The organism is Ensifer sp. GW821-FHT05G01 (assembly GCF_059419585.1).
Genome location: NZ_JBWKSC010000004.1, coordinates 465387 through 483478 on the forward strand (window position 1 = coordinate 465387; position 18092 = coordinate 483478).

The following is an 18092-nucleotide window of genomic DNA, read 5'->3' on the forward strand; positions in this document are numbered from 1 at the left end:
TGTCATCTTCTCATAGCTGTAGCACTTGCCCTGAATCGGTGTCTCGCTCGGGAGACTGTCAAGGCTGGGGCTGACCGGCGTACCGACCTCGGGATTGCTCCCCGCTGTTTAGGCGTTTTCAGAGGCTCACTTCAGGATCATCAGCTAGTCCAGTGATCGAATGACTCTCACAACTTCCGCAGCAATGCAAGAGGCACCGTCACTGGCACTTCACCACCCATGAAGCGGATAGCCACGACGACGTCACCGCGTCCTTTCCTGTTCGGCGTGACCACGATGGCCTTCTGATTGTTGAACGGGCCAGCCGTTATCCATACCGGCTCGCCAGCCGTTACGACCAGGTCAACAGGACGCTCCCAGTCGTAGGTTCCACCAAGCGCCATCGCGTTGAATCGAGATACTTCCTTATCACTGATGCGCATCGGTTTTTCACACCCACCGAGCACGTCAATGGCATGCTCGATGCCCTGGAGACCAGCGAGATACTCCGCCTGCGGCAGCATCTGAACGAGCACATATCCATGTATAACAGGCATCATCGTGCCCTCGATAACGCGGTGACGACGACGGAGATCCGGCCCTTTTCGCATGGGCACAAGCGACCGCACTCCCATCGTTTCAAGCGTATTTTCCACTGCCTTTTCACGACCGGTCCAAACCCGAAGCGCAAACCATGGCGCCCTGCCCCCGCTGATTCGGCAATTCAGGGTCACGAGCGCGCCCTCGTCGAGCAGGCTATCGGTGATTCGACGCATACGCTCCTCGAACCGTTCGCCAGAGTAGACCGCAATCGGAGCACCTTCGGTCACATTACGCTGCATGATCATCGCCCTTGCTCCTAGCTGCGAGATAGTCGGAAATCTGTTCGCGGTATCGGTCGACCGCTTCGGCAACGGCGCGGTCGAGGTCTTCATCGGCAGTGATCGCCGGGAAGTAGATCCAGTCCGGCAAGCGACCGTCAAAGAACGGCCACCCACGGCGCTTGTGCTCGCGCCGCCATGCTTCCATGCGCTCGGAATCTCGGTGCACCTGCTCGAAGCCGTGCGCCGCCTCGTCGAGCAGACGCGGGCATAGCCAGCCCTGCCGGTCCCTCGCCCGTTCATGCATGAGGTTCACTGTCGGCCAACCGCTGCGCATCCGCTTTTCGGCCATGACATCGGCCAGAGTGGTTTTGCCTGCGTTGATCTGAGCCTGCTCGAAGCCGGTCGGACCAGCGACAACGCCAGTCGGCGGCAAGAGCAAATCGGCGATACGGGTGGAGTTCCAGAGCTTGCCGTAAGGCGGCGCCGGCACATTCGCGGGCTTCGACGCCTCTTCCGCCGAAGGCACTGCCAGCCAGAGCTTTTCGCCGAAGTATGTCGATGGCGCCGGCACGTGGGATTTCTTCTGCGCCTTGAGAAGATCCAGCCAACGCGGGAAGCGGTCAGCGGCTTCGCGCCGTTCGTCGGCTGTCAGCAGATGCCAAGCACGGCGCGCAGGCTCTTTCGGCATGCCGGCGAAACCCGGCCAATCCTTCACCAGCGCCCAGAAGGCCTTGTCGATCGCCGCCGAGCTTTCGGACTGGCTTTCCTGCCCTTCCGCCTCGCGCACGCCCTCTCTCAGATTCTTATAATCAGTCTTTGCTGAATCTAAGTTATTACTATGTGCCGATTTTACCGGCGACGGCAGAACCGTCGACGGTTTTGCCGTCGACGGCAAATCAGTCTGCGGCAAAGATGCAACACTCTCGACGACTGCCTCTGGCGGCATCACCCTGGGCTCGTCGAAGATGACCAGCGCCGACGCACCGAACTTGCCGCCATCGCGGTTCTGTTCCTCGCGCTCGGCATAACCAAACTCGACCAGCTCGGCGATCATCTTGCGGGCCTTGTCGCGCCCGCAGCCGCCTTTCTTGATGATGTCACCGATTTGCACGGTCCAGTTATCCGGCTTGGAAAGCAGGTAGCCGAGCAGCCACCGCGCCTCCATCGAAAGCCTCGCGTCTTCAAACACATGGTTCGGAATTGCCGCGTATCGCGCATTGCGCACGCCACGGCGAATGGTTGCCTCCTGGCTCACTCTGCCGCCTCCTGCATTGCATATCCGCCCCACTGCGCTGCCATCGCACTCGCGAGGCCCGGATAGGTGGCGGATCTGAATTTCCAACGGTCTGGACCGGGCGACGCCCGATGAACTTGCGACCAGCGCTTATGCTCTTCCGAGCCCGACGCGGGCGGCGTCAGACGATCTGTCTCGACGAGCTTCGGAAGCCCGCGAAGATAGAGTGACGTCGCCTTAAGAGCCCGATCGCCAAACCACCATGGCTGCACAGTCTGCGCCGGCGGCTGGTAGTTGCGGATGCGCTCTTTCTCATGCCTATGCATCACCGGGTTCTCGACAGCCACCCGCTCGATCGGCGCGTTCCAGCAATCGGAGAACAAGGCGGCCCCGGCGTCGAGGTCGGCCCACATTTCCGCGAGCATCCGCCCCTTCGGCGGAGCCGTCAGCCAACGAACGCCGGAGTTGCAGAGGCGCGTGCAAGGCGGGTGCATGACTGCAAGCAGGTCCCAGCCGTCGCCCAGCAGGTCGCGAATATCACAGACGATATGGCGGTTGCTTCCATCGTCTGCCGGCAAGAGGTCGCAGGACCACACATCGTGGCCCATGGAGGCGAAGGCGCGACGAACGACGCCCGAGGTTTCACAGCCGACGAGAACCTTCACGGCTGGCCCTCCTGCCCGTCCGCCGGCAAACCGCTGACGATGCGGTGCATGCGCCCGCGTGCGACGATGACGGCCATGTGCTGAAATCCGGCATCGTCGATCGCCCGCGGACTGCGAAGCTGCGCCATTTCGGCATCGAGATAGGCCAGCCCCTCGCGGAAACCGGAGTGCATCAGGCGATTGCGGATTGTCGATTCGCAGGTCATGAGCATGGACAGCGGGCATTCGAGCAAGGCGCTCGCACGCTCCGCGTCATCGGTCGCGTTCGCGAGCCGGGCGATTTCTGGACGAAGCTCATTCATCGTCGCACCCGGGCCCGACCGCTCCATTGTCGCCCTTCGCCACGAAATCCTTCCAGTGCTTCCAGCCTTTCGGGCAATGGAAGCCCCACTCGCGAATGCGCGGGCCCGTGATGAACAGCGTCTTGCAGTACCAATAGTCGCGGATCTCCAGACGGTGCGCGCTGGAGGCCTTGCGCAGAACGATGTCGCCCTGGCGCAGCTGCCGGCGGACATCGCCGGGCAGAACCTCCAGCATGGAGCCGTCGAGCACGATCGACAGCGACCACCACGGATGGTCGTGCAGCGCCCGATCGTCGTCGGAACGCTTGATGTGATGGTGATAGACGTTGAAGAAACGGTTGCGCGGGATGATGAACCAACGAAGCATATAGGGCCGCTCGGCCCCGCCGATGATGAAATCCGGCTCACGTTTCAGGCGCGCCTCAAGCACGCGGTTGATGAGCCTCGCAAGGAAGATCGACTTCATCGGCCGATCTCCTTTTCCACCCGCTTGGCGAGCCCGGCGAGGTCACGTGCCTTGCCGTCGAGATCGTCGAGGCGATTGCGGAGCGATTTGCCGTCGTCGAGGTGCCTTTTGCGCACCTCCATCACGGCCTGGTATTCGCGGTCGAAATCGGCCTGCGCCTTCAGGAACTGGTCGAGCAGCGGATTGGAGCCTTCGGGCCCAAAGAACTGATCGCGCACCTCGCGCACCCATGCCGCCGGAACATTCAGATCTTCCGCCAGCCGCTTGTCGGTCCAGCCGGAGCAATAGCCCTCGCCGCTGTAGTGGTCGGATATCTTGGCAAACACGATCTGCCGGTCGGCGCGGCTCATCTCCGGCGGCGGTTCTGCCTTGAGCGGCACCACGTTCACCGCCGGCCCTTTCTGGGGCGTAGTCATCGTCTCGGTCTCCTCTGGGGTTGGCGCCGCACGCTTCAGGCATTCCGGGCAACGGTCCTTCCGGCCCGTCGTGCCGACCTGCCAGCCGAAGCTGCGGAAATGTTGCGGAATGGATTCGGGCGTCCGGCGCTTCACGCCACGCTTGAGCGGGTAGAAACAGACGGCGCCGCAGGTGCAGCGGATGCGATATCCGTGCGCTGCGTTGCCGGTGTCGGTGGCTCCGATCCGTTCGATGGGGAACGTGCGCGCGCTCATGACGACCTCGCACGCACGTACAGGTCATAATCACCGCGCAACTTCCGGAACCGCGCCGCACAGGACGCGTCGTCGTCGAGCTGCTTTTTCGATTGGATGTTGAGCAGGAACTTAAGACGGGTATCGGCTTCGGCCGTCGAGCGAACCTGCCCGCCCGCACCGCGCACCTCTAAAAACCGCTGAAACGTCGGCTTGCCGCAGAGTGTCGCCGCGACCTGGCTCAACGGCCGGTTTGCCCGCGCTTGGCCCTCCAACCGCCCGCGAAGATCGATCACCGCCTGCGCCGCGCGATCCTGCAACGTCAGAAACAGCCTCAGTAGATCCAAGCTACTCGACAACAGCTCAAGCTCAGGCGTCAGCGCGTCCTGATGCATGGCGCAGAGCCCGACAGATTCGCCTGTCGAGCGCTTCGCAATGATCCGCGTAACGGTGCCGCTGACATCCAGCTCCCAATCATCGCCCGTGAGACGGTCGGCGATATCGCGGAATCTGGCCAGCTGCGCCTTTTCGCGCGCTCTTTCGGGAGAATCGGCCATCGCTAGCTATCCTCCCCGAACGAAAAGTCCGACTGCTCTGCCTTCGGAGCTGGAGCAGGCGCGACGAACATATCCGGCTGAGCGTAGGCTTGACGTATGCGATCGCAGGCGATCTCGAAGTAGCCGGCATCGATCTCGACCCCGACGAACCTGCGGCGAGCCATCGCACAGGCTACGCCAGTGGTTCCAGATCCCATAAAGGGATCGAGCACGATGCCCCCCCCCCGGAGGAAGGTCAGGCACCACCGCATGACTTCGACCGGCTTCTGGGTCGGATGACGGCGGTCCTTTTCACGCGCCATCAGGCCCGAGCCGTTATAGACAAACTTTTTCGTCGAAGATCCGGGCAGGCTCGTCCATGCAAGCTCGCCATCGCTATACGATGGCATCGTCTGGAGCTTGTCCCACCACAGCCACTTTTGCGACATGGGCAGGAGGTCAGAGAAATAGTTGCCACCCCAGATTATCTGGACGCCAGAGACGGCGAGCATGCGCCGGAAAAGGGCTTCATCCGGCCGATTTCGATCCCACTCGCCCGCATAAACTTTCGGCGCGCGCTTGATGCCCTTGCCGAAGCCGTCCACGCCCCCGCCCCTCACGCCCCGATCCATGGAGATTCCGTAGGGCGGATCGGTAATCACGGCGTCGACCTGACCGATTGCCGGCATGACTTCCATGCAATCGCCGAGGTAGAGCGTGCAGTCGCCGATCACCTCTTTCCGTTGCCAAGGCGCGCTCATTCCGCCTCGCCTTCCGAGGCGTCCGCCGGCTGATAATTCGCCCAATCGACCCGCCTGATGACGGTCTCGGCTCCATAGGTGCCGTCTTCCTGCAGCTCCCAGACGCACCACATGGTGTTCATCTGACTCGATGCCTTGTTTCCCTCCCATCCGTCGCGGTGCATCATCGGCACGCGGCGCTTCATCACGTAGATCCGAGCCGGCGGGCATTCCTCCATGAAGAAATTCCGGTCATCATCCTCGAAACCGGCCAGCACATTGAGGTTGAGCAGTAGCGCCATCTTCGCCGGCCGGTGAACGCGCAGCGCGTGCGCGATGCAGGCGTTCATCTGGTCGCCATAGGGCGGGTTCGAGACGATATCGAAGGCCGGCCCCGTGGTTTCGAGGAAGTCGACGACCTCCTGCACCTCACCGTCTTTTGTCGCCGTGCCATAATCGACCAGATCGGAAAGCACGACCTCATAGCCGGCCTCCTCCAGAATGCGGCAGATTGCGCCGCGTCCGCAGAACGGTTCATTCACGGTCGGCGTGAAGTCTTCCAGCGCAAGTATGGCGCGCGTCGCCTCCTCAGCGGTCTCGTAAAGATTGTTGCCGCGCTCTTCCTTGGTTGCCGTCTTCGTGCCGATCGCGTTTTTCAGGTTCGCCCGCGTCGGCGCGAGGCCAGCGGCGACACGCGCGGCGATGGCCCGCTCGGCAATGCCCGGCATCTTTTCTTCCGCCGCCGCCAGCTTGCGCGCGTCATGAATCTCCTGCCGGGTTAGTCCCGCTTCCGCCTGTTTGAAAATGTCGTCAGTTGCGACATTTTTCGGACGCCCCTTTTTCGCCGCCTGCCCGGCCTCTTGCGCTGCATCGTAGGCCTTCGCGAGCTGGATTTTGCAGCGCGTCTCCATCAGCAGCGCGTCGCCCTGCAGCTGCCGGAACTTCGGCACCAGTTCCCGCGTCGCGGCATACTTTTGGGCGAACCGCGCCTCAGCCTGCGAGAGATCATAGGCGCCATCGGCAATCACGCGTGCGCGCTGGATGTCGCCTTCGTCGAAGAGCCGCGCCGCCGTCTCCAGCATCGTGACGATCTCCGGCACCTTCGCCGGCTTCGGAGCCTCAACAAGGCCGAACTCAACCGCCAGCGTAGCCGCCGGCAATGCGGGCTCAAGCGACGCCGCGTCGAGCAAGCCGAGATCGCGCGCCAGCGTCATGCCGGCATCGGTCGGAAAGCACAGCATCATATCGGTGTCATGCCGCCGCACGAGCCCGTGCTGATGTAGCCGCTGGATACGGCGTTTGCCGCCGCCATCGGGCGCGCGGTACTCGCCGGTTGCAACGGCGCGGAGGATGTCTTTTTGTTCGGGTGAGAGCATCGCGGTCATGTCCATCAGTCAGCCCTCATCAACCGCTCGAGGTAGTATTCGCCCGCCGCTGCAATGGCGAAGCGATGCGGGTAGATGGAATGCCGGCGGGCATAACCGATCTGCGCCAGCGCACAGCCGGCAAGCTTTTCGCGCAGCCCGGTGGCCAGCAGAAACTCGCCGTCAGTTTCGGAAAGCCGACGCAGAAAAGCCCGCTCGGCGGGCTTGAGAGGGGTGATTGTCAACGGAGCGCCCATGGTCAGCCCTCCGCCGTCGCGGCGGCGACCAGTTCGAGAGCCCGGATCGCTTCGAGCGCCTCACGGTGGATTGTCCGCCTTTCGAGCGCGTCGTACTTGCCATCCGCCCCGGCATCGATGATCGCCTTGGAGACATCCATTGTCTGCGAGAGAACGCGGTGCGCATCCAGTTCGGTTAGAGGTTTGACCCCTTCCCGCCCTGCAGAGGGCACAAGATCGAAGCCCAGCATGTGCGCCGCTTCCGAAAGGATGATCGGCGAGCCGGCGCGCATGTCCGCTTCAACGGCGATGTCGATCGGGATCATCGACTGGCCATGCTCATAGGTGCCGTCCGGCCGACGCTCGCCGAGCGTGGCATACTTGACGAGGCTGGAGACCGCGACGCGCGTCAGCATCGCGAACGAAGTAACGCCACCGCCGAGCCGGTAGCAGGCATCCGTTACGCCCTTCAGGGCAAGGATCTGTTGTTCGGAAATCAGGCGCACGAAAACACCCCACTGAAAGCAAGGAAACAAAAACGGGAAAGGATTCACTGAAACCGCGCGGCCGAGCCGCTACGAATTGGGCATCAGATCAAGGAGGCCCACATGGGTACGCAGATGCAAAAACAGAGGCAGGGACGCGCAGGTCAGTGGCGCGCCCCTGCCAGGTGGCAAGGCCCATGGAGAGGAGGGAGGGCACTTGCGGGGAAGCCGTCATGCTGCAACGTCCGGCGGCCCAAACACGTCGGGCCGCAGTTCATGACGAGACACGCCGGTAACTCGTTCGATCGCCAACACCCTGTTGGGCGGCGCCTCTTTCCATTGCGAAATAGCTTGAGGTGAAAGGTTCAGCAGCCGGCCAAGCGCCGACGGCCCACCCGCCACCTCTTTTGCACGATCCAAAGCCAGGGAGTTTGATGTGTTCGTCATGACGCGAGAAAAAAGCACAGCTTTAAATAATTTGCAAGCTACACTTAAATGGACGCCGAATGAAAGTTCCTCTTTCAATGGCGGTATGAACGAAAATGATCTCGCCGCAAAAATTGGTAAAGCAATCCGGACTGCGCGCAAGCAGCGCGGCTTTGTCATGCGAGAAGTTGCAGAGGCAGCCGGCGTGAGCACCGGTGCCGTTGGCAACTGGGAGCGCGGCGCCAATGTGCTTTCGATGGAAAACCTGCAGGCCGTCGCACGCTTGCTCGGCGTTGACCCCGTAGCATTGAGTCGGGGCGACCTCGCCTATCACGACGTAGGCCCGCACGAACTCGCTGATGTGGAGATTATCAGCGAACCCGGCCCGCCGCCCACCGGCCCACTTGATGTGGAGATTCTTGGGGTAGCCGTTGGAGGAGACGACGGCGACTTCACACTAAATGGCGAAGTGTCGGGATATGTTCGCCGCCCGCCGGGCATCATGAACGTGCGAAACGTGTTCGCGCTTCACGTTCTGAGCGACAGCATGATCCCCAGGTACGAGCCCGGAGACCTAATCTACTGCGGCGGGCGCCACGCTGTGCCAGGCGACGACATCGTGATCGAAATGTATCCGGATGACGAGCAATCTGCCGGCAAGGCCTACGTGAAGCGCCTAACCAAGCGAACGGCTGCGGAACTGACCTGCTTGCAATACAATCCCCGGACGGAACTGAATTTTGACGCCTATCGCGTGAAGAACATGTGGCGCGTCATCCCGTTGCGCGAATTGCTCGGCTATTAACGCGCCAAGCATCTGCCTTGGCGCGATCCGCCTCACAGCTAAACATCACCTGAACTGAGATCGTTTTACCAGGCAGCCCCTGCTCTCCGCACGGCGCGCACCTCAGGCGCGTGCCCAGTTGAGTGACCGAGGTCGCGGGACCAATCCCTCGGCCATACAGTTGCTGCGGCTTGCGCCAACGCGAATGGCCGCAATCGGCGCACTCGATCGAGATCGACGCAACTTGTCCTAGTGTGGGCTCGCCCGTTGGCAGCATCCCCAACCTCCTTTGTTCTCAGTTCGTTCCGAATATTGATTCTTTCTTCGCGCTTGTCGAATCGATTTTGCACGCTTCAATTTTTAAAGTGCTGCTTGCAAACCTGTTAAAGGCGTGCTTTCTTTCGCACTGTTCGGCGACGGAAGCACAAACAAATGCATCGTCGCCAAGGCTTCTACTCACCCTGGAGAGCGACAATGCACAAAAACCGCTTCGACGACGCGACCCCCACTCAGATCATTATCGCGATGGCCGACAGTATGCGCCGTCACGGCGACGGCTGCACTCGAGAGCAGCTGAAATCCGACGGCTTTTCCAATGAGCACATCGACCGGTACGGCGATCGTGCCCGTGAGCACGCTACTGCGCTCGGGTCGAGCAGCATCCGCACCCGCATTCCCGCCCGTCGCGCGGCCTAACCTCATGCAGTCGCAACCACGCCTCGCGGGAACGCGCCCGCACATGGTCCTTCCCGACGAACACCTCGATCAGCGTCGCTGCGAGATCGAGCACGCCGACCACGCGAGCGACTTCCTTCGCGGCGTGGCCTGCGGCATCGCCTGCACCCTCCTCACCGTCGCCCTGTTCGCCCTCTGGCGCATCTCGGCCTGACCCGAAAGGAAATCTCATGAAGAAGATCCGCGATTTCAGCCAGATCATCGGACTGCTGGAAAACGGCCAGCTCAACCCTGCCCTGTCGGGCGAGGTCAGCGAAACCCTCAACAAGCTCTATGACATGTCGGAAGGCAGCCAAGGTGCAACGTTCAAGGGCTCCACCACCCTGAAACTCAGCTTCACCGTGAAGGACGGCATGGCGACCATCGCCGCCGACTTCTCCTCCGTCACGCCGAAGCGCCCGCGCAAGAACTCCGTTTTCTGGGTCGTCGAGGACGGCGCCCTGTCGACCGAGCATCCGCGCCAGCACGACATGTTCACGCCGCGCGCCGTCTCTTCCGAAGAGCCGACGCGCCAGAGCCAGTAAGCCTCCCCAACCTCGAACGCCACGAAAGGAAACACCGTGGAACAACTGGATAAAGGCGCGGTCGAAGCCGTCGCCAAGCTCGCCAAGCAGTCGGAGATGAAGGTCATCTCCATAACCCTGCCGGAGAAGATCAACGGCCTGCCGTCCGCGATCCCGGCGCTCGCCCATCCCGAAAGCGGTCGGGTGATCAGCCTCTATGATCAGCTGGCGCCGTGGCGTACCCGCCCGGAGCGCAAGGTGGGCACCGCCCGCGCCGAGACGCTCGAATCGTTCATCGAACTGATCCTGCGCCATAAGCAGGAAAACAGCGTCATCTTCGCGCAGACCGATTGGCAGAAGCCGGCGCTGACGGCAGTGATCGATTACCACGACGCCAACGGCCCGGATAACGGCAAGCACCGCATCCACTACCAGTTCCCGCTGTCCGAGGAATGGAAGGCATGGCTTGCCATCAACGGCAAGAAGATGGACCAAACGGCATTCGCTGAGTTCATCGAAGACCACATTGCGGATCTGTCATCGCCTCATCACGACGAAAGTACCGACTTCGAGCGCATGTTCGGCGCCAAGGTCGGCTTCCCCAACGATATCGTCATGTTGTCGCGTGGCCTGCAGATCAACGCCGAGACGCGCGTGAAGCAGGCGGTGAAGCTGCAGACCGGCGAAACCCAGATCATGTTCGAGGAGGATCACAAGAACGCCAGCGGCGAGCCGCTGATGGTTCCGGGCGTGTTTGTGCTTCAGATCTCGCCGTTCTTCATGGGTGAGCCTACGCGCATTCCGGTGCGCCTGCGCTACCGTTTGGTCGCCGGCTCCCTGACGTGGATTTGCGAGCTTTACCGACCCGATCGCTACATCACCGACCAGGTGCGCTCTGACTTGATCAAGTCCGCTGATGAAACCGGCCTGCCGAAGTTCGAGGGCGCGCCCGAGATGTCCGCCGGCTGATTAGCCGACGGCAATAGGGCGGCTCCGGCCGCCCTCACCCCTTTCTCACAATTGAACCTGACCGATTGAGGATAGAGCCATGTCCGCAAGCAGCATTGCCGTGCCCGAACGCACGAGCACATTCCCGGCAAACCTGACGCCGACAGACATTGACCGCATCCGCCGCATGGTGCTTGCCGGTAGTACCACGGCGGAGATCGCGGCAGCCTTCAACACGACGGAGCGCCGCGCGACCGTGTTCCTGGAGGTCCGTCGGCCGCGCTGGCTGCGCAACCGCAACGAAGGCCGTATCGAGTTCCTCACGGGCAAGACCGTCATCTATCGCTGGCGCTCGAGAAAAGACGGCGGCGCCGACGTTCGCCCCTTTTCCGTTGCGGCCATCTCCATGCACCGGGCGGCGCTGGAGAAGCGGACATGAACGAGATCACCATGGAAGCAATCGAGGCCGACCGTGCAGCCATGTCGAACACCGACGACGCGGACGTTAGGACTGTCCTTCTTGCCGTCCTCGGCTGCGCTCAGTCGTGGGTAGGAGACGCAAGGATAATCGGGAACGTCCGCGCCTCGGACATCGTTCGCGCAATCTCGGCAACGCTCCCCGTTGCAGGAGACGGGAAGGTCAAGGCACTGGAATTGCTCGACCCGGCCGACAACGAGGCGATCGCGTGGGTGGAAGAGAACCTTTGCGCCACCCGTCGAGACAACGGGTCGCTCGAATACGGACTGAAGGCTGTTGTGCGAGCCTACCAGGCTGGAAAGGCTTCCGCCTCCTCCCCCGACAAGAACGGACGGCAGGAGGTGGAGTGGGCAGCTTGGCAGCAGTTCCTGGCTGAGCTGGAAACGTGGTGCTGCGAACTGCCCGACCGCACCTCGCCCGAAGATGCGCCGGAAATGATGTTGTTCGATCGCTACGAGCTTCACATGCTGGTCGACAAGGTGCGGGAGTTTCTCGACGCCCCCGTATCCATGGACCCGGCACTATCCCTGTTATTGAAAGCCCGCTTTCAGCTTCGAGACAGCGACTTTGGCAGGTACATCGCGCCGATGATGCCGTTCGGCTGCGATATGATAGTGGTTTTCGCCAACCCGGCTGGCCACCTCCCAGTTTGGCTCGGTCTACCGCACCAGCTTTACATCAACACTGCCCGTGAGCTGCTGGAGAAGCATGGCGGAACACACCTGACCGTCGTTCCGTACCGCAACGCGGATAAATTTGATGTTGAGCTGGCTGCCCTCGTCGAGCCACTCCGCGCTTCGAAGTCGGAGGCTCCGACCGATGTCTGAGGCGAGCGCCACTCTGCCCCTGTTCCGCGTCTTCTTTCACGGCGGAAAGACCATCGTTCTCACGGCCGGTAATTCGCTGCTGGCCGAGCAGAAAGCCCGCGTCGCCAACCCCGGCGGCTTCGTCAAAAAGATCAACCTTGTGAAGGATGCCAGGAAATGAGCGCAGCCATGCTTGAATCTATCGCCATCCAGCACGCCTGGCAGGCGCTTGTAACCGACCAGGGCGAACCCTTCGCCGCCTTCGTTCGCGGACACGTGAACCCCTTCACGCTTGCCGGCGACGCCGAGGAGGCGATCGTCAAAGCCTTCAACGATCTGTCGCCGGCATTCGCCGCCGATGCACGAGAGATCATCGACGAGGCCGGCGGCGCCGTTCTCACACAGTTCTGGCTCCGCCCGGTCGACGAGGTCGAGGTAGGCGACCCCGAAGCGTTTTATCTCGTCGCGACCGCAGACCAGCGCCGCGCCTTCCCCGTGACCGGCGTGAGGTTCATGTGATGACCGCGCCGCTGCACCCCTTCCGCATCCACTTCCACGACCCGGATCTTCCGCCGCTGGACATCGAAGCGCCCTGCGTTGCCGATGCCCGCAAGGTCGCAATCGAGCGCCGCAACGTCACCGACGGAGCGATCCGCAAAATCAAGATCATCAGGGAGAAGGCCAATGGTTGACCCCAGCATCCCTCAGTTTGCCCTCTCGATCCGTCAACCGTGGGCATGGTGCATCCTTCACGCCGGCAAGGATATCGAGAACCGCACCTGGCGCACCCGCTTCCGTGGACCGATCGCGCTGCATGCAGCCAAGGGCCTGACCAAGGCCGAGTTCGAAGATTGTCTCGCCACGGTGCACGAGATCAGCGAGACGCAGCCATTTCCGGGATTTCCGGCCGGCCTTGCGTTGCCGAGGTTGGAGGAGTTGCCGCGCGGCGGCATTGTCGGCGTGGTCGATATCGTCGATTGCGTCAGCCAGTCCAAAAGCCCTTGGTTCTTCGGCGAAGACTCCGGCGCCTATGGCTTTCTGCTCGCCAACCCTCGCCCCGTCGAGTTTATTCCGGTCAATGGCGCCCTCGGTATGTTCGATTGGCGGCAGAACTTGAAAGGCCCGCGCCGATGATCGTTGAGCCCGTCCGCCTTCAGCTCTCCAGAGCAAAGGGTTTTAACCTGCAGCGCCATAGCCTCGAAACCAACGGCTTGTTGGCAGCCATCGTCTCGCGCCCGTCCAAATACGGCAATCCCGTCACCGAACAGGACTTCATAGATCTGCAGTCGTTATGGAGAGAGATGGGCCGGAAACCGATCGAGGGTTCGTGGCAGCAGCATGCCGTCCGCTGCTTTGACGCTTGGATAGGCGGCAAGATAGCTGAGATGGGCAAACCGCCAACACCGGCGGAGATACGTCGTGACCTGAAGGGCAAAAACCTCGCCTGCTGGTGCAAGCCCGGCGCCCCCTGCCATGCCGACATCCTGCTCGAAATCGCCAACACCACCACCCGCAAACCCGCATGCGAGGAGATCGGCAGATGAAGCATCAAGACCAAATCGCTTATCCGCCACGCGGTCTCAGCCGGCCGGAAGCGGCACGTTATGTCGGTGTCGGAGAGACGAAATTCGACGAGATGGTTGCGGATAGGCTGATGCCACGCCCGAAGCGGATCGGCGGTCGTGTCGTCTGGGATCGCATCGCGCTCGACGTGGCGTTTTCTGCGCTGCCCGAGGAAGGCGGCAACCGCATCGACGACTTGTTGTCAGGACGAGCATAGGCGCATATCTTTCGCGCCATGAGCGAAAAACCAGAGCCCCGCCCCTACCTATCATCCTATCAAGATCGCCACGGCCAGACGCGCTGGCGTTTCCGCCGCGCCGGCAAGACAACCCCGATCAAGGGATCGCCAGGCGACGACGAGTTCGAAGCCGCCTACCAGGCAGCGATCGAAGGTCGAGAATACAAACCTGCCGTGATCATCACCATGCCGGGCACAGCGATACTCGGCAGCTTTCGCGACGCATGGAAGCGCGTCCAGAAAACGCCGGAGTGGCTCGCCCACGACCCCGCGACCAAGGACCAGAACACGCGGCTCGCCACCGAGTTCCTAAAGCTTCTCGTCGTTGACGGGCGGCCCGATGTCTGGGGCGATATGCTCGTGAAGGATGCGAAGCGCCGGCACATCAAAGGGATTCTTGCGCACTTCAGCGCCACGCCGCACAAGGCCAAGCACCTCCTGACGACCATCCGAAAGATGGTCTACGTTGCCCTTGACGAGGAATGGATCGAGGCCGACCCCACTTGGAAGATGAACTATCGCCCAGAGTATAAGGGCTGGAGGGCGTGGACTAACGAGGAGCGCGAAACCTTCGAGGCGCGCTGGCCGCTCGGCAGCACTCCGCGCACTGCCTACGGGCTCGCACTGTGGCTCGGCAATCGAAGGTCCGACGTGGCACGCGTGAGATGGGATTGGTTCGACTTCCGCCGCGGCATCGTAACAATCAAACAGAAAAAAGGTGGCAAGGAACTTGTCCTGCCGATCACCCCTATGCTTCGCGAGATCATCGACCCCCTAGAGCGGAAGGGTGAGTTCGTTCTGATTACAGCCTATGGCGAACCTTTCTCGGAGAAGTCCCTGACCGGCCGCATGGCTGATTGGACGAAGAGCGCGGATATGCCGAAAGGCTGCACAATGCACGGCCTTAGAAAATCCCTAGGTAAGCTCTTGGCGGAGACCGGAGCCAGCACCCGCCAGCTTATGGACACACTCGGTCACGACGATATCGCGCACGCCGAGCTGTATAGCCGCGAAGCAGAGCAGCAGCGACTCGCCCGCGATGCAATGACGCGGCTGACGAAGCGTGTTCACCGCAAAAAGCCGATTGGCTAACCTATTGGCTAACCCTGCTGGCTAACCTACCCTTAACTAATTGAATTTGTTAAATTTTGGTGGGCCCGGAGGGACTCGAACCCCCAACCAAGCGGTTATGAGCCGCCGGCTCTAACCATTGAGCTACAGGCCCACGCCGGATTTGGTCCGGGACTCAGCGAACCAATGGCAGTTCGTGATCGGCAATGGCTCTAGCCGAAAACCTTTTTGACGACAAGCCATTGCCGCAATGCCCACACAATCGATAAGCATGAAGTGAGCAGGGACAGAAACAACCGGAGAGACACGACCCATGACTTCCACACGCACTGCCCGCACGCTTTCCATCGCTGCCTTGGCCGCCGCCTTTGCGGGTATTGCCGCTGCCGGCGCGCACGCGCAGGATGCCGCCAGGGACCGCGAAGCGATCATCACGGTTGCCGGCGAAGGCCGCTCGTCGATCGCGCCCGACATGGCGATCCTGCAGCTGAGCGTCGTCAAGGACGCCAAGACCGCCCGTGAGGCGCTCGACGCCAACAACAAGACGATGGCCGAGGTTTTGACCGCCCTCAAGGCAAGCGGCATTGCCGACCGCGACCTGCAGACGAGCGGCTTCTCGATCAACCCGCAGTTCAACTTCCCGACCAACAATGACGGCGGCAACCGCCCGCCGGAGCTGATCGGCTACCAGGTGGCCAACGGCGTCAGCGTGCGCGTGCGCGACCTTACCAAGCTTGGCGAGATCATCGACAAGTCGGTCACGCTCGGCGTCAACCAGGGCGGCGGCATCCAGTTCACCAATGACAAGCCGGAAGGCGTGATCACCGAAGCGCGCAAGGCTGCTGTCGCCGATGCCATCGAGAAGGCCAAGGTCCTGGCGGAAGCTGCCGGCGTTTCGCTCGGCAACGTCGTCAACATCACCGAGCAGGGTTTCCGCCCGGAGCCGGTGCCGATGATGCGCGCCGGCATGGCCAAGGAATTTGCAGCCGACTCCGTGCCGATGGCAACCGGCGAAAACAGCTACAACGTCACGGTCAACGTCACCTTCGCGATTAAGCAGTAACGCCTGCCGCAAGAAGCCCGCACGCCAACAGCGCTGGCGGGCTTTTGCGGTTTGCGACCGGCCTCGGACGACGCTCGGAGACCGGCACCGGACAAGACAAAGCCCCGCGCAGTGGAAACCGCGCGGGGCTTTTTCGTGTCTGGCTGAAGCTCGATGCATGCTCGTCGTGTACGAATTTGCCATTGTTAACCTGCGAAAACAGCAGCTTGAGTTGCGGCAGGGAATTCTCGATGATCGCAAAGACGGTCTCCGGCCCGCAGAACCGCTCTTGCACCGTTCGCTGATAGCACCGCGCGTCAAATGTGGCGTGCAGAGGACACTGTAACCCTTTCGACCCGCTGCATCGTTTCACCCTTAGATCGGATCGTCGGGCTTATGCCGCAGCCAGTTCCGTCGCCGATGCCAGGAAGCGAACGGCGATCTCCCGGCACAGCGCCGAGCTCGCGGAGCCGCGTCCCTTTTGTGCGCGGAGATCTGCGCAAGGCAGTCGCGTGCTCATGCGGCCGTTTCGCATCGCCCCGAGGCGATCCACCAATGGCTACACCGGGTCCGTTTGCAAGCACGAGGAAGGTCCGTTTCGGTTCCGACGGACCTGCCCCAACGGGTTGGCATGATCCGGACAAAGAAAAACCCCTCACACCTGGGGCGTGAGGGGTGCATTTCCGCCGGCCGGGGGAGACAAGGCGGAAAGACGGGGATTACCAGCGGCCGATAACCGGGCAACCGCGAACGTTGGCGAACGCGATCGTCTGGCGGTAACCGCGGCGGCTGCCTTCGACGACGATGCGGCGGTGCGAGACGTCGGCGACATAGGCGCGGCGCAGGCCATGGTCACGGGCCTTGTCGACAGCCATCCAGGGGGCGCAGCGGCTGCGGCGGCCACCGCCATCCCAGCCCCGGTCTGGACCGCGGCGATCGCGACCCCAGTCGCGCTCGTCGTCGTAACCACGGTCAAAATCGCGATACTGAACCTGAACGCCATCGCCCGAGCCGAAGCCGAATTCGACGGTGTCTGCGGACGCGGTGGAGGCGGCACCGACAAGGCCGGTCAAACCGATGACGGCGGCTGCGGCGGCGTTGATGAGGATGTTCTTCATGGTCTTTCTCCGAGGGCTTGAAGGGTTCGATCTGCAATCACCGTCCCAAGCGATTGATCGGACAATAGCGGCGCCAAACTGAACGCTAGCGGAACTACACATTCATGCGGGGTTCAGATTGCGGGCGCCTGACGCAAGCGCGCGGGCAACGAAGATTCGTTCGACTTCCAGGCGAGGTGCCCCGGCGAATTGCCGGCAAGCGCTGGCCCAGCATTTTCGAGTGATATCAATATGCTAGAGGACTGACCGACACATGGCCTTGCCATCCCCTGCGCGACAGGGGGCGTGAAATGCGGCGCGATCTTCCTGAGGAGGTTGCGATGCGAAGACGCGGTTCAGCCGGCAAGTTCGGCTTCGAAAGCGCGCATGTTGCGATAGTGGCTGACCCGCGTGATCGACTGATCCTCGATCTCGATGACGAAGACGCTCGGGATCGAATAGGTCTGGCCGGAGGCGGTGGGGAAACCGTCGAGCGTCTCGCGGTAAGTGCCACGCGCCGTCAGGTCGGCGGCGATCCGCTGGCCGAAATTGTCGCGCATCAGCACGATGTCGCCATAGGTTTCGTCGAAATGGCGCAGGAAGGTCATGATGCTGGATCTGAGCGGCTCGACGCCGACGGTGCGCTGTCCGGTCAGAGAATCGAGCGCCACATCCTCGTCGACAAGCCGCGCCAATGCGTCGAAATCGCGGTCGTTCAATGCGTCGATGAAGCGGCTGGCGATGGTTTGGGCGTCGGTCATATCTGCCTCGGATGCTGATGTCGGGTTCGTCCATGTCTTTTGGACTGCAGCCAGGGAAACGACGAAAGCCAATGTCGGTTCCATGCGCCGCCCTCCAACGAATATGGAGGGGCGACGACGCCCTTCAAGTCGCCGCCACGATCGATCGGGCGATCGGGT

At 61.9% G+C, this 18092-nt stretch carries 29 protein-coding genes and 1 tRNA gene; 15 read left to right on the plus strand and 15 right to left on the minus strand.

Annotated features, from left to right (window positions below; all coding sequences use genetic code 11):
* Positions 1-167: 167 nt before the first annotated feature.
* The 12 genes from AC07UR_RS13465 to AC07UR_RS13520 form a co-directional block, all read right to left on the minus strand.
* On the minus strand, positions 168-827 hold the full coding sequence (locus tag AC07UR_RS13465) for a transcription termination/antitermination NusG family protein (protein WP_494700264.1): 660 nt from the start codon (positions 825-827) through the stop codon (positions 168-170).
* Complete coding sequence (locus AC07UR_RS13470) at positions 811-2058, minus strand: helix-turn-helix domain-containing protein (RefSeq protein WP_494700265.1); 1248 nt, start codon at positions 2056-2058, stop codon at positions 811-813. The genes AC07UR_RS13465 and AC07UR_RS13470 overlap by 17 nt, the downstream gene beginning before the upstream one ends.
* Positions 2055-2702 carry a hypothetical protein gene (locus AC07UR_RS13475; RefSeq protein WP_494700266.1) on the minus strand — a complete coding sequence of 216 codons (648 nt, stop codon included), beginning with the start codon at positions 2700-2702 and terminating at the stop codon, positions 2055-2057. Before AC07UR_RS13475 ends, AC07UR_RS13470 begins: the two co-directional genes overlap by 4 nt.
* The gene (locus tag AC07UR_RS13480; RefSeq protein ID WP_494700267.1) at positions 2699-3004 is read right to left on the minus strand and encodes a hypothetical protein; all 306 of its coding nucleotides are present in this window, start codon (positions 3002-3004) and stop codon (positions 2699-2701) included. Before AC07UR_RS13480 ends, AC07UR_RS13475 begins: the two co-directional genes overlap by 4 nt.
* The gene (locus tag AC07UR_RS13485) at positions 2997-3470 is read right to left on the minus strand and encodes a hypothetical protein (RefSeq protein WP_494700268.1); all 474 of its coding nucleotides are present in this window, start codon (positions 3468-3470) and stop codon (positions 2997-2999) included. Before AC07UR_RS13485 ends, AC07UR_RS13480 begins: the two co-directional genes overlap by 8 nt.
* The gene (locus AC07UR_RS13490; RefSeq protein ID WP_494700269.1) at positions 3467-4141 is read right to left on the minus strand and encodes a hypothetical protein; all 675 of its coding nucleotides are present in this window, start codon (positions 4139-4141) and stop codon (positions 3467-3469) included. The genes AC07UR_RS13485 and AC07UR_RS13490 overlap by 4 nt, the downstream gene beginning before the upstream one ends.
* Positions 4138-4677, minus strand: a complete 540-nt coding sequence (locus tag AC07UR_RS13495; protein ID WP_494700270.1) for a hypothetical protein — start codon at positions 4675-4677, stop codon at positions 4138-4140. The genes AC07UR_RS13490 and AC07UR_RS13495 overlap by 4 nt, the downstream gene beginning before the upstream one ends.
* 2 nt (positions 4678-4679) lie before the next feature.
* Positions 4680-5417, minus strand: a complete 738-nt coding sequence (locus AC07UR_RS13500; protein WP_494700271.1) for a DNA-methyltransferase — start codon at positions 5415-5417, stop codon at positions 4680-4682.
* Positions 5414-6787 (minus strand): SAM-dependent methyltransferase, encoded by a 1374-nt coding sequence (locus AC07UR_RS13505; protein WP_494700272.1) that lies wholly within the window; start codon positions 6785-6787, stop codon positions 5414-5416. The genes AC07UR_RS13500 and AC07UR_RS13505 overlap by 4 nt, the downstream gene beginning before the upstream one ends.
* Positions 6787-7017, minus strand: a complete 231-nt coding sequence (locus tag AC07UR_RS13510; protein WP_494700273.1) for a hypothetical protein — start codon at positions 7015-7017, stop codon at positions 6787-6789. The genes AC07UR_RS13505 and AC07UR_RS13510 overlap by 1 nt, the downstream gene beginning before the upstream one ends.
* A 2-nt stretch (positions 7018-7019) precedes the next feature.
* The gene (locus tag AC07UR_RS13515; RefSeq protein WP_494700274.1) at positions 7020-7502 is read right to left on the minus strand and encodes a phage regulatory CII family protein; all 483 of its coding nucleotides are present in this window, start codon (positions 7500-7502) and stop codon (positions 7020-7022) included.
* Between the two features lie 210 nt (positions 7503-7712).
* A complete protein-coding gene (locus AC07UR_RS13520; protein WP_494700275.1) occupies positions 7713-8087 on the minus strand; it encodes a transcriptional regulator in 375 nt (124 codons plus the stop codon).
* Here AC07UR_RS13520 and AC07UR_RS13525 point away from each other — a divergent pair.
* The 14 genes from AC07UR_RS13525 (at position 8014) to AC07UR_RS13590 (ending at position 15054) form a co-directional block, all read left to right on the plus strand.
* Entirely contained in the window at positions 8014-8712 is a 699-nt protein-coding gene (locus AC07UR_RS13525) for an XRE family transcriptional regulator (protein ID WP_494700276.1), read from the plus strand. The genes AC07UR_RS13520 and AC07UR_RS13525 overlap by 74 nt on opposite strands.
* 453 nt (positions 8713-9165) lie before the next feature.
* Positions 9166-9387: a hypothetical protein gene (locus tag AC07UR_RS13530; RefSeq protein WP_494700277.1), complete on the plus strand. Its 222-nt coding sequence runs from the start codon at positions 9166-9168 to the stop codon at positions 9385-9387.
* 43 nt (positions 9388-9430) lie between these two features.
* Positions 9431-9580: a hypothetical protein gene (locus AC07UR_RS13535; RefSeq protein ID WP_494700278.1), complete on the plus strand. Its 150-nt coding sequence runs from the start codon at positions 9431-9433 to the stop codon at positions 9578-9580.
* Between the two features lie 16 nt (positions 9581-9596).
* Positions 9597-9950 carry a YfdP family phage-associated protein gene (locus AC07UR_RS13540; RefSeq protein ID WP_084814451.1) on the plus strand — a complete coding sequence of 118 codons (354 nt, stop codon included), beginning with the start codon at positions 9597-9599 and terminating at the stop codon, positions 9948-9950.
* Between the two features lie 36 nt (positions 9951-9986).
* Positions 9987-10898 (plus strand): DUF2303 family protein, encoded by a 912-nt coding sequence (locus AC07UR_RS13545; RefSeq protein WP_494700279.1) that lies wholly within the window; start codon positions 9987-9989, stop codon positions 10896-10898.
* Positions 10899-10977: 79 nt separating this feature from the next.
* Positions 10978-11316 (plus strand): hypothetical protein, encoded by a 339-nt coding sequence (locus tag AC07UR_RS13550; protein WP_494700280.1) that lies wholly within the window; start codon positions 10978-10980, stop codon positions 11314-11316.
* Positions 11313-12182 (plus strand): hypothetical protein, encoded by an 870-nt coding sequence (locus AC07UR_RS13555; protein ID WP_494700281.1) that lies wholly within the window; start codon positions 11313-11315, stop codon positions 12180-12182. Before AC07UR_RS13550 ends, AC07UR_RS13555 begins: the two co-directional genes overlap by 4 nt.
* Complete coding sequence (locus AC07UR_RS13560) at positions 12175-12342, plus strand: hypothetical protein (RefSeq protein ID WP_494700282.1); 168 nt, start codon at positions 12175-12177, stop codon at positions 12340-12342. The genes AC07UR_RS13555 and AC07UR_RS13560 overlap by 8 nt, the downstream gene beginning before the upstream one ends.
* An 8-nt stretch (positions 12343-12350) precedes the next feature.
* A complete protein-coding gene (locus AC07UR_RS13565; protein WP_494700283.1) occupies positions 12351-12680 on the plus strand; it encodes a hypothetical protein in 330 nt (109 codons plus the stop codon).
* Entirely contained in the window at positions 12680-12853 is a 174-nt protein-coding gene (locus tag AC07UR_RS13570; RefSeq protein WP_494700284.1) for a hypothetical protein, read from the plus strand. The genes AC07UR_RS13565 and AC07UR_RS13570 overlap by 1 nt, the downstream gene beginning before the upstream one ends.
* Positions 12846-13295: an ASCH domain-containing protein gene (locus AC07UR_RS13575; RefSeq protein ID WP_494700285.1), complete on the plus strand. Its 450-nt coding sequence runs from the start codon at positions 12846-12848 to the stop codon at positions 13293-13295. Before AC07UR_RS13570 ends, AC07UR_RS13575 begins: the two co-directional genes overlap by 8 nt.
* The gene (locus AC07UR_RS13580; protein ID WP_494700286.1) at positions 13292-13705 is read left to right on the plus strand and encodes a DUF4326 domain-containing protein; all 414 of its coding nucleotides are present in this window, start codon (positions 13292-13294) and stop codon (positions 13703-13705) included. Before AC07UR_RS13575 ends, AC07UR_RS13580 begins: the two co-directional genes overlap by 4 nt.
* A complete protein-coding gene (locus tag AC07UR_RS13585; protein ID WP_494700287.1) occupies positions 13702-13941 on the plus strand; it encodes a helix-turn-helix transcriptional regulator in 240 nt (79 codons plus the stop codon). Before AC07UR_RS13580 ends, AC07UR_RS13585 begins: the two co-directional genes overlap by 4 nt.
* 18 nt (positions 13942-13959) lie before the next feature.
* Positions 13960-15054 carry a tyrosine-type recombinase/integrase gene (locus AC07UR_RS13590; RefSeq protein ID WP_494700288.1) on the plus strand — a complete coding sequence of 365 codons (1095 nt, stop codon included), beginning with the start codon at positions 13960-13962 and terminating at the stop codon, positions 15052-15054.
* Between the two features lie 57 nt (positions 15055-15111).
* Here the strand turns inward: AC07UR_RS13590 and AC07UR_RS13595 are convergent.
* Positions 15112-15187, minus strand: a tRNA-Ile gene (locus AC07UR_RS13595).
* Positions 15188-15346: 159 nt separating this feature from the next.
* Here AC07UR_RS13595 and AC07UR_RS13600 point away from each other — a divergent pair.
* Positions 15347-16096: an SIMPL domain-containing protein gene (locus AC07UR_RS13600; protein WP_077499601.1), complete on the plus strand. Its 750-nt coding sequence runs from the start codon at positions 15347-15349 to the stop codon at positions 16094-16096.
* A gap of 698 nt (positions 16097-16794) precedes the next feature.
* Here the strand turns inward: AC07UR_RS13600 and AC07UR_RS13605 are convergent.
* Together AC07UR_RS13605 and AC07UR_RS13610 are read right to left on the minus strand one after the other, a co-directional pair.
* Positions 16795-17193, minus strand: a complete 399-nt coding sequence (locus AC07UR_RS13605; protein WP_173420758.1) for a hypothetical protein — start codon at positions 17191-17193, stop codon at positions 16795-16797.
* A gap of 335 nt (positions 17194-17528) precedes the next feature.
* A complete protein-coding gene (locus tag AC07UR_RS13610; RefSeq protein ID WP_173420759.1) occupies positions 17529-17933 on the minus strand; it encodes a ketosteroid isomerase-related protein in 405 nt (134 codons plus the stop codon).
* Between the last annotated feature and the right edge of the window lie 159 nt (positions 17934-18092).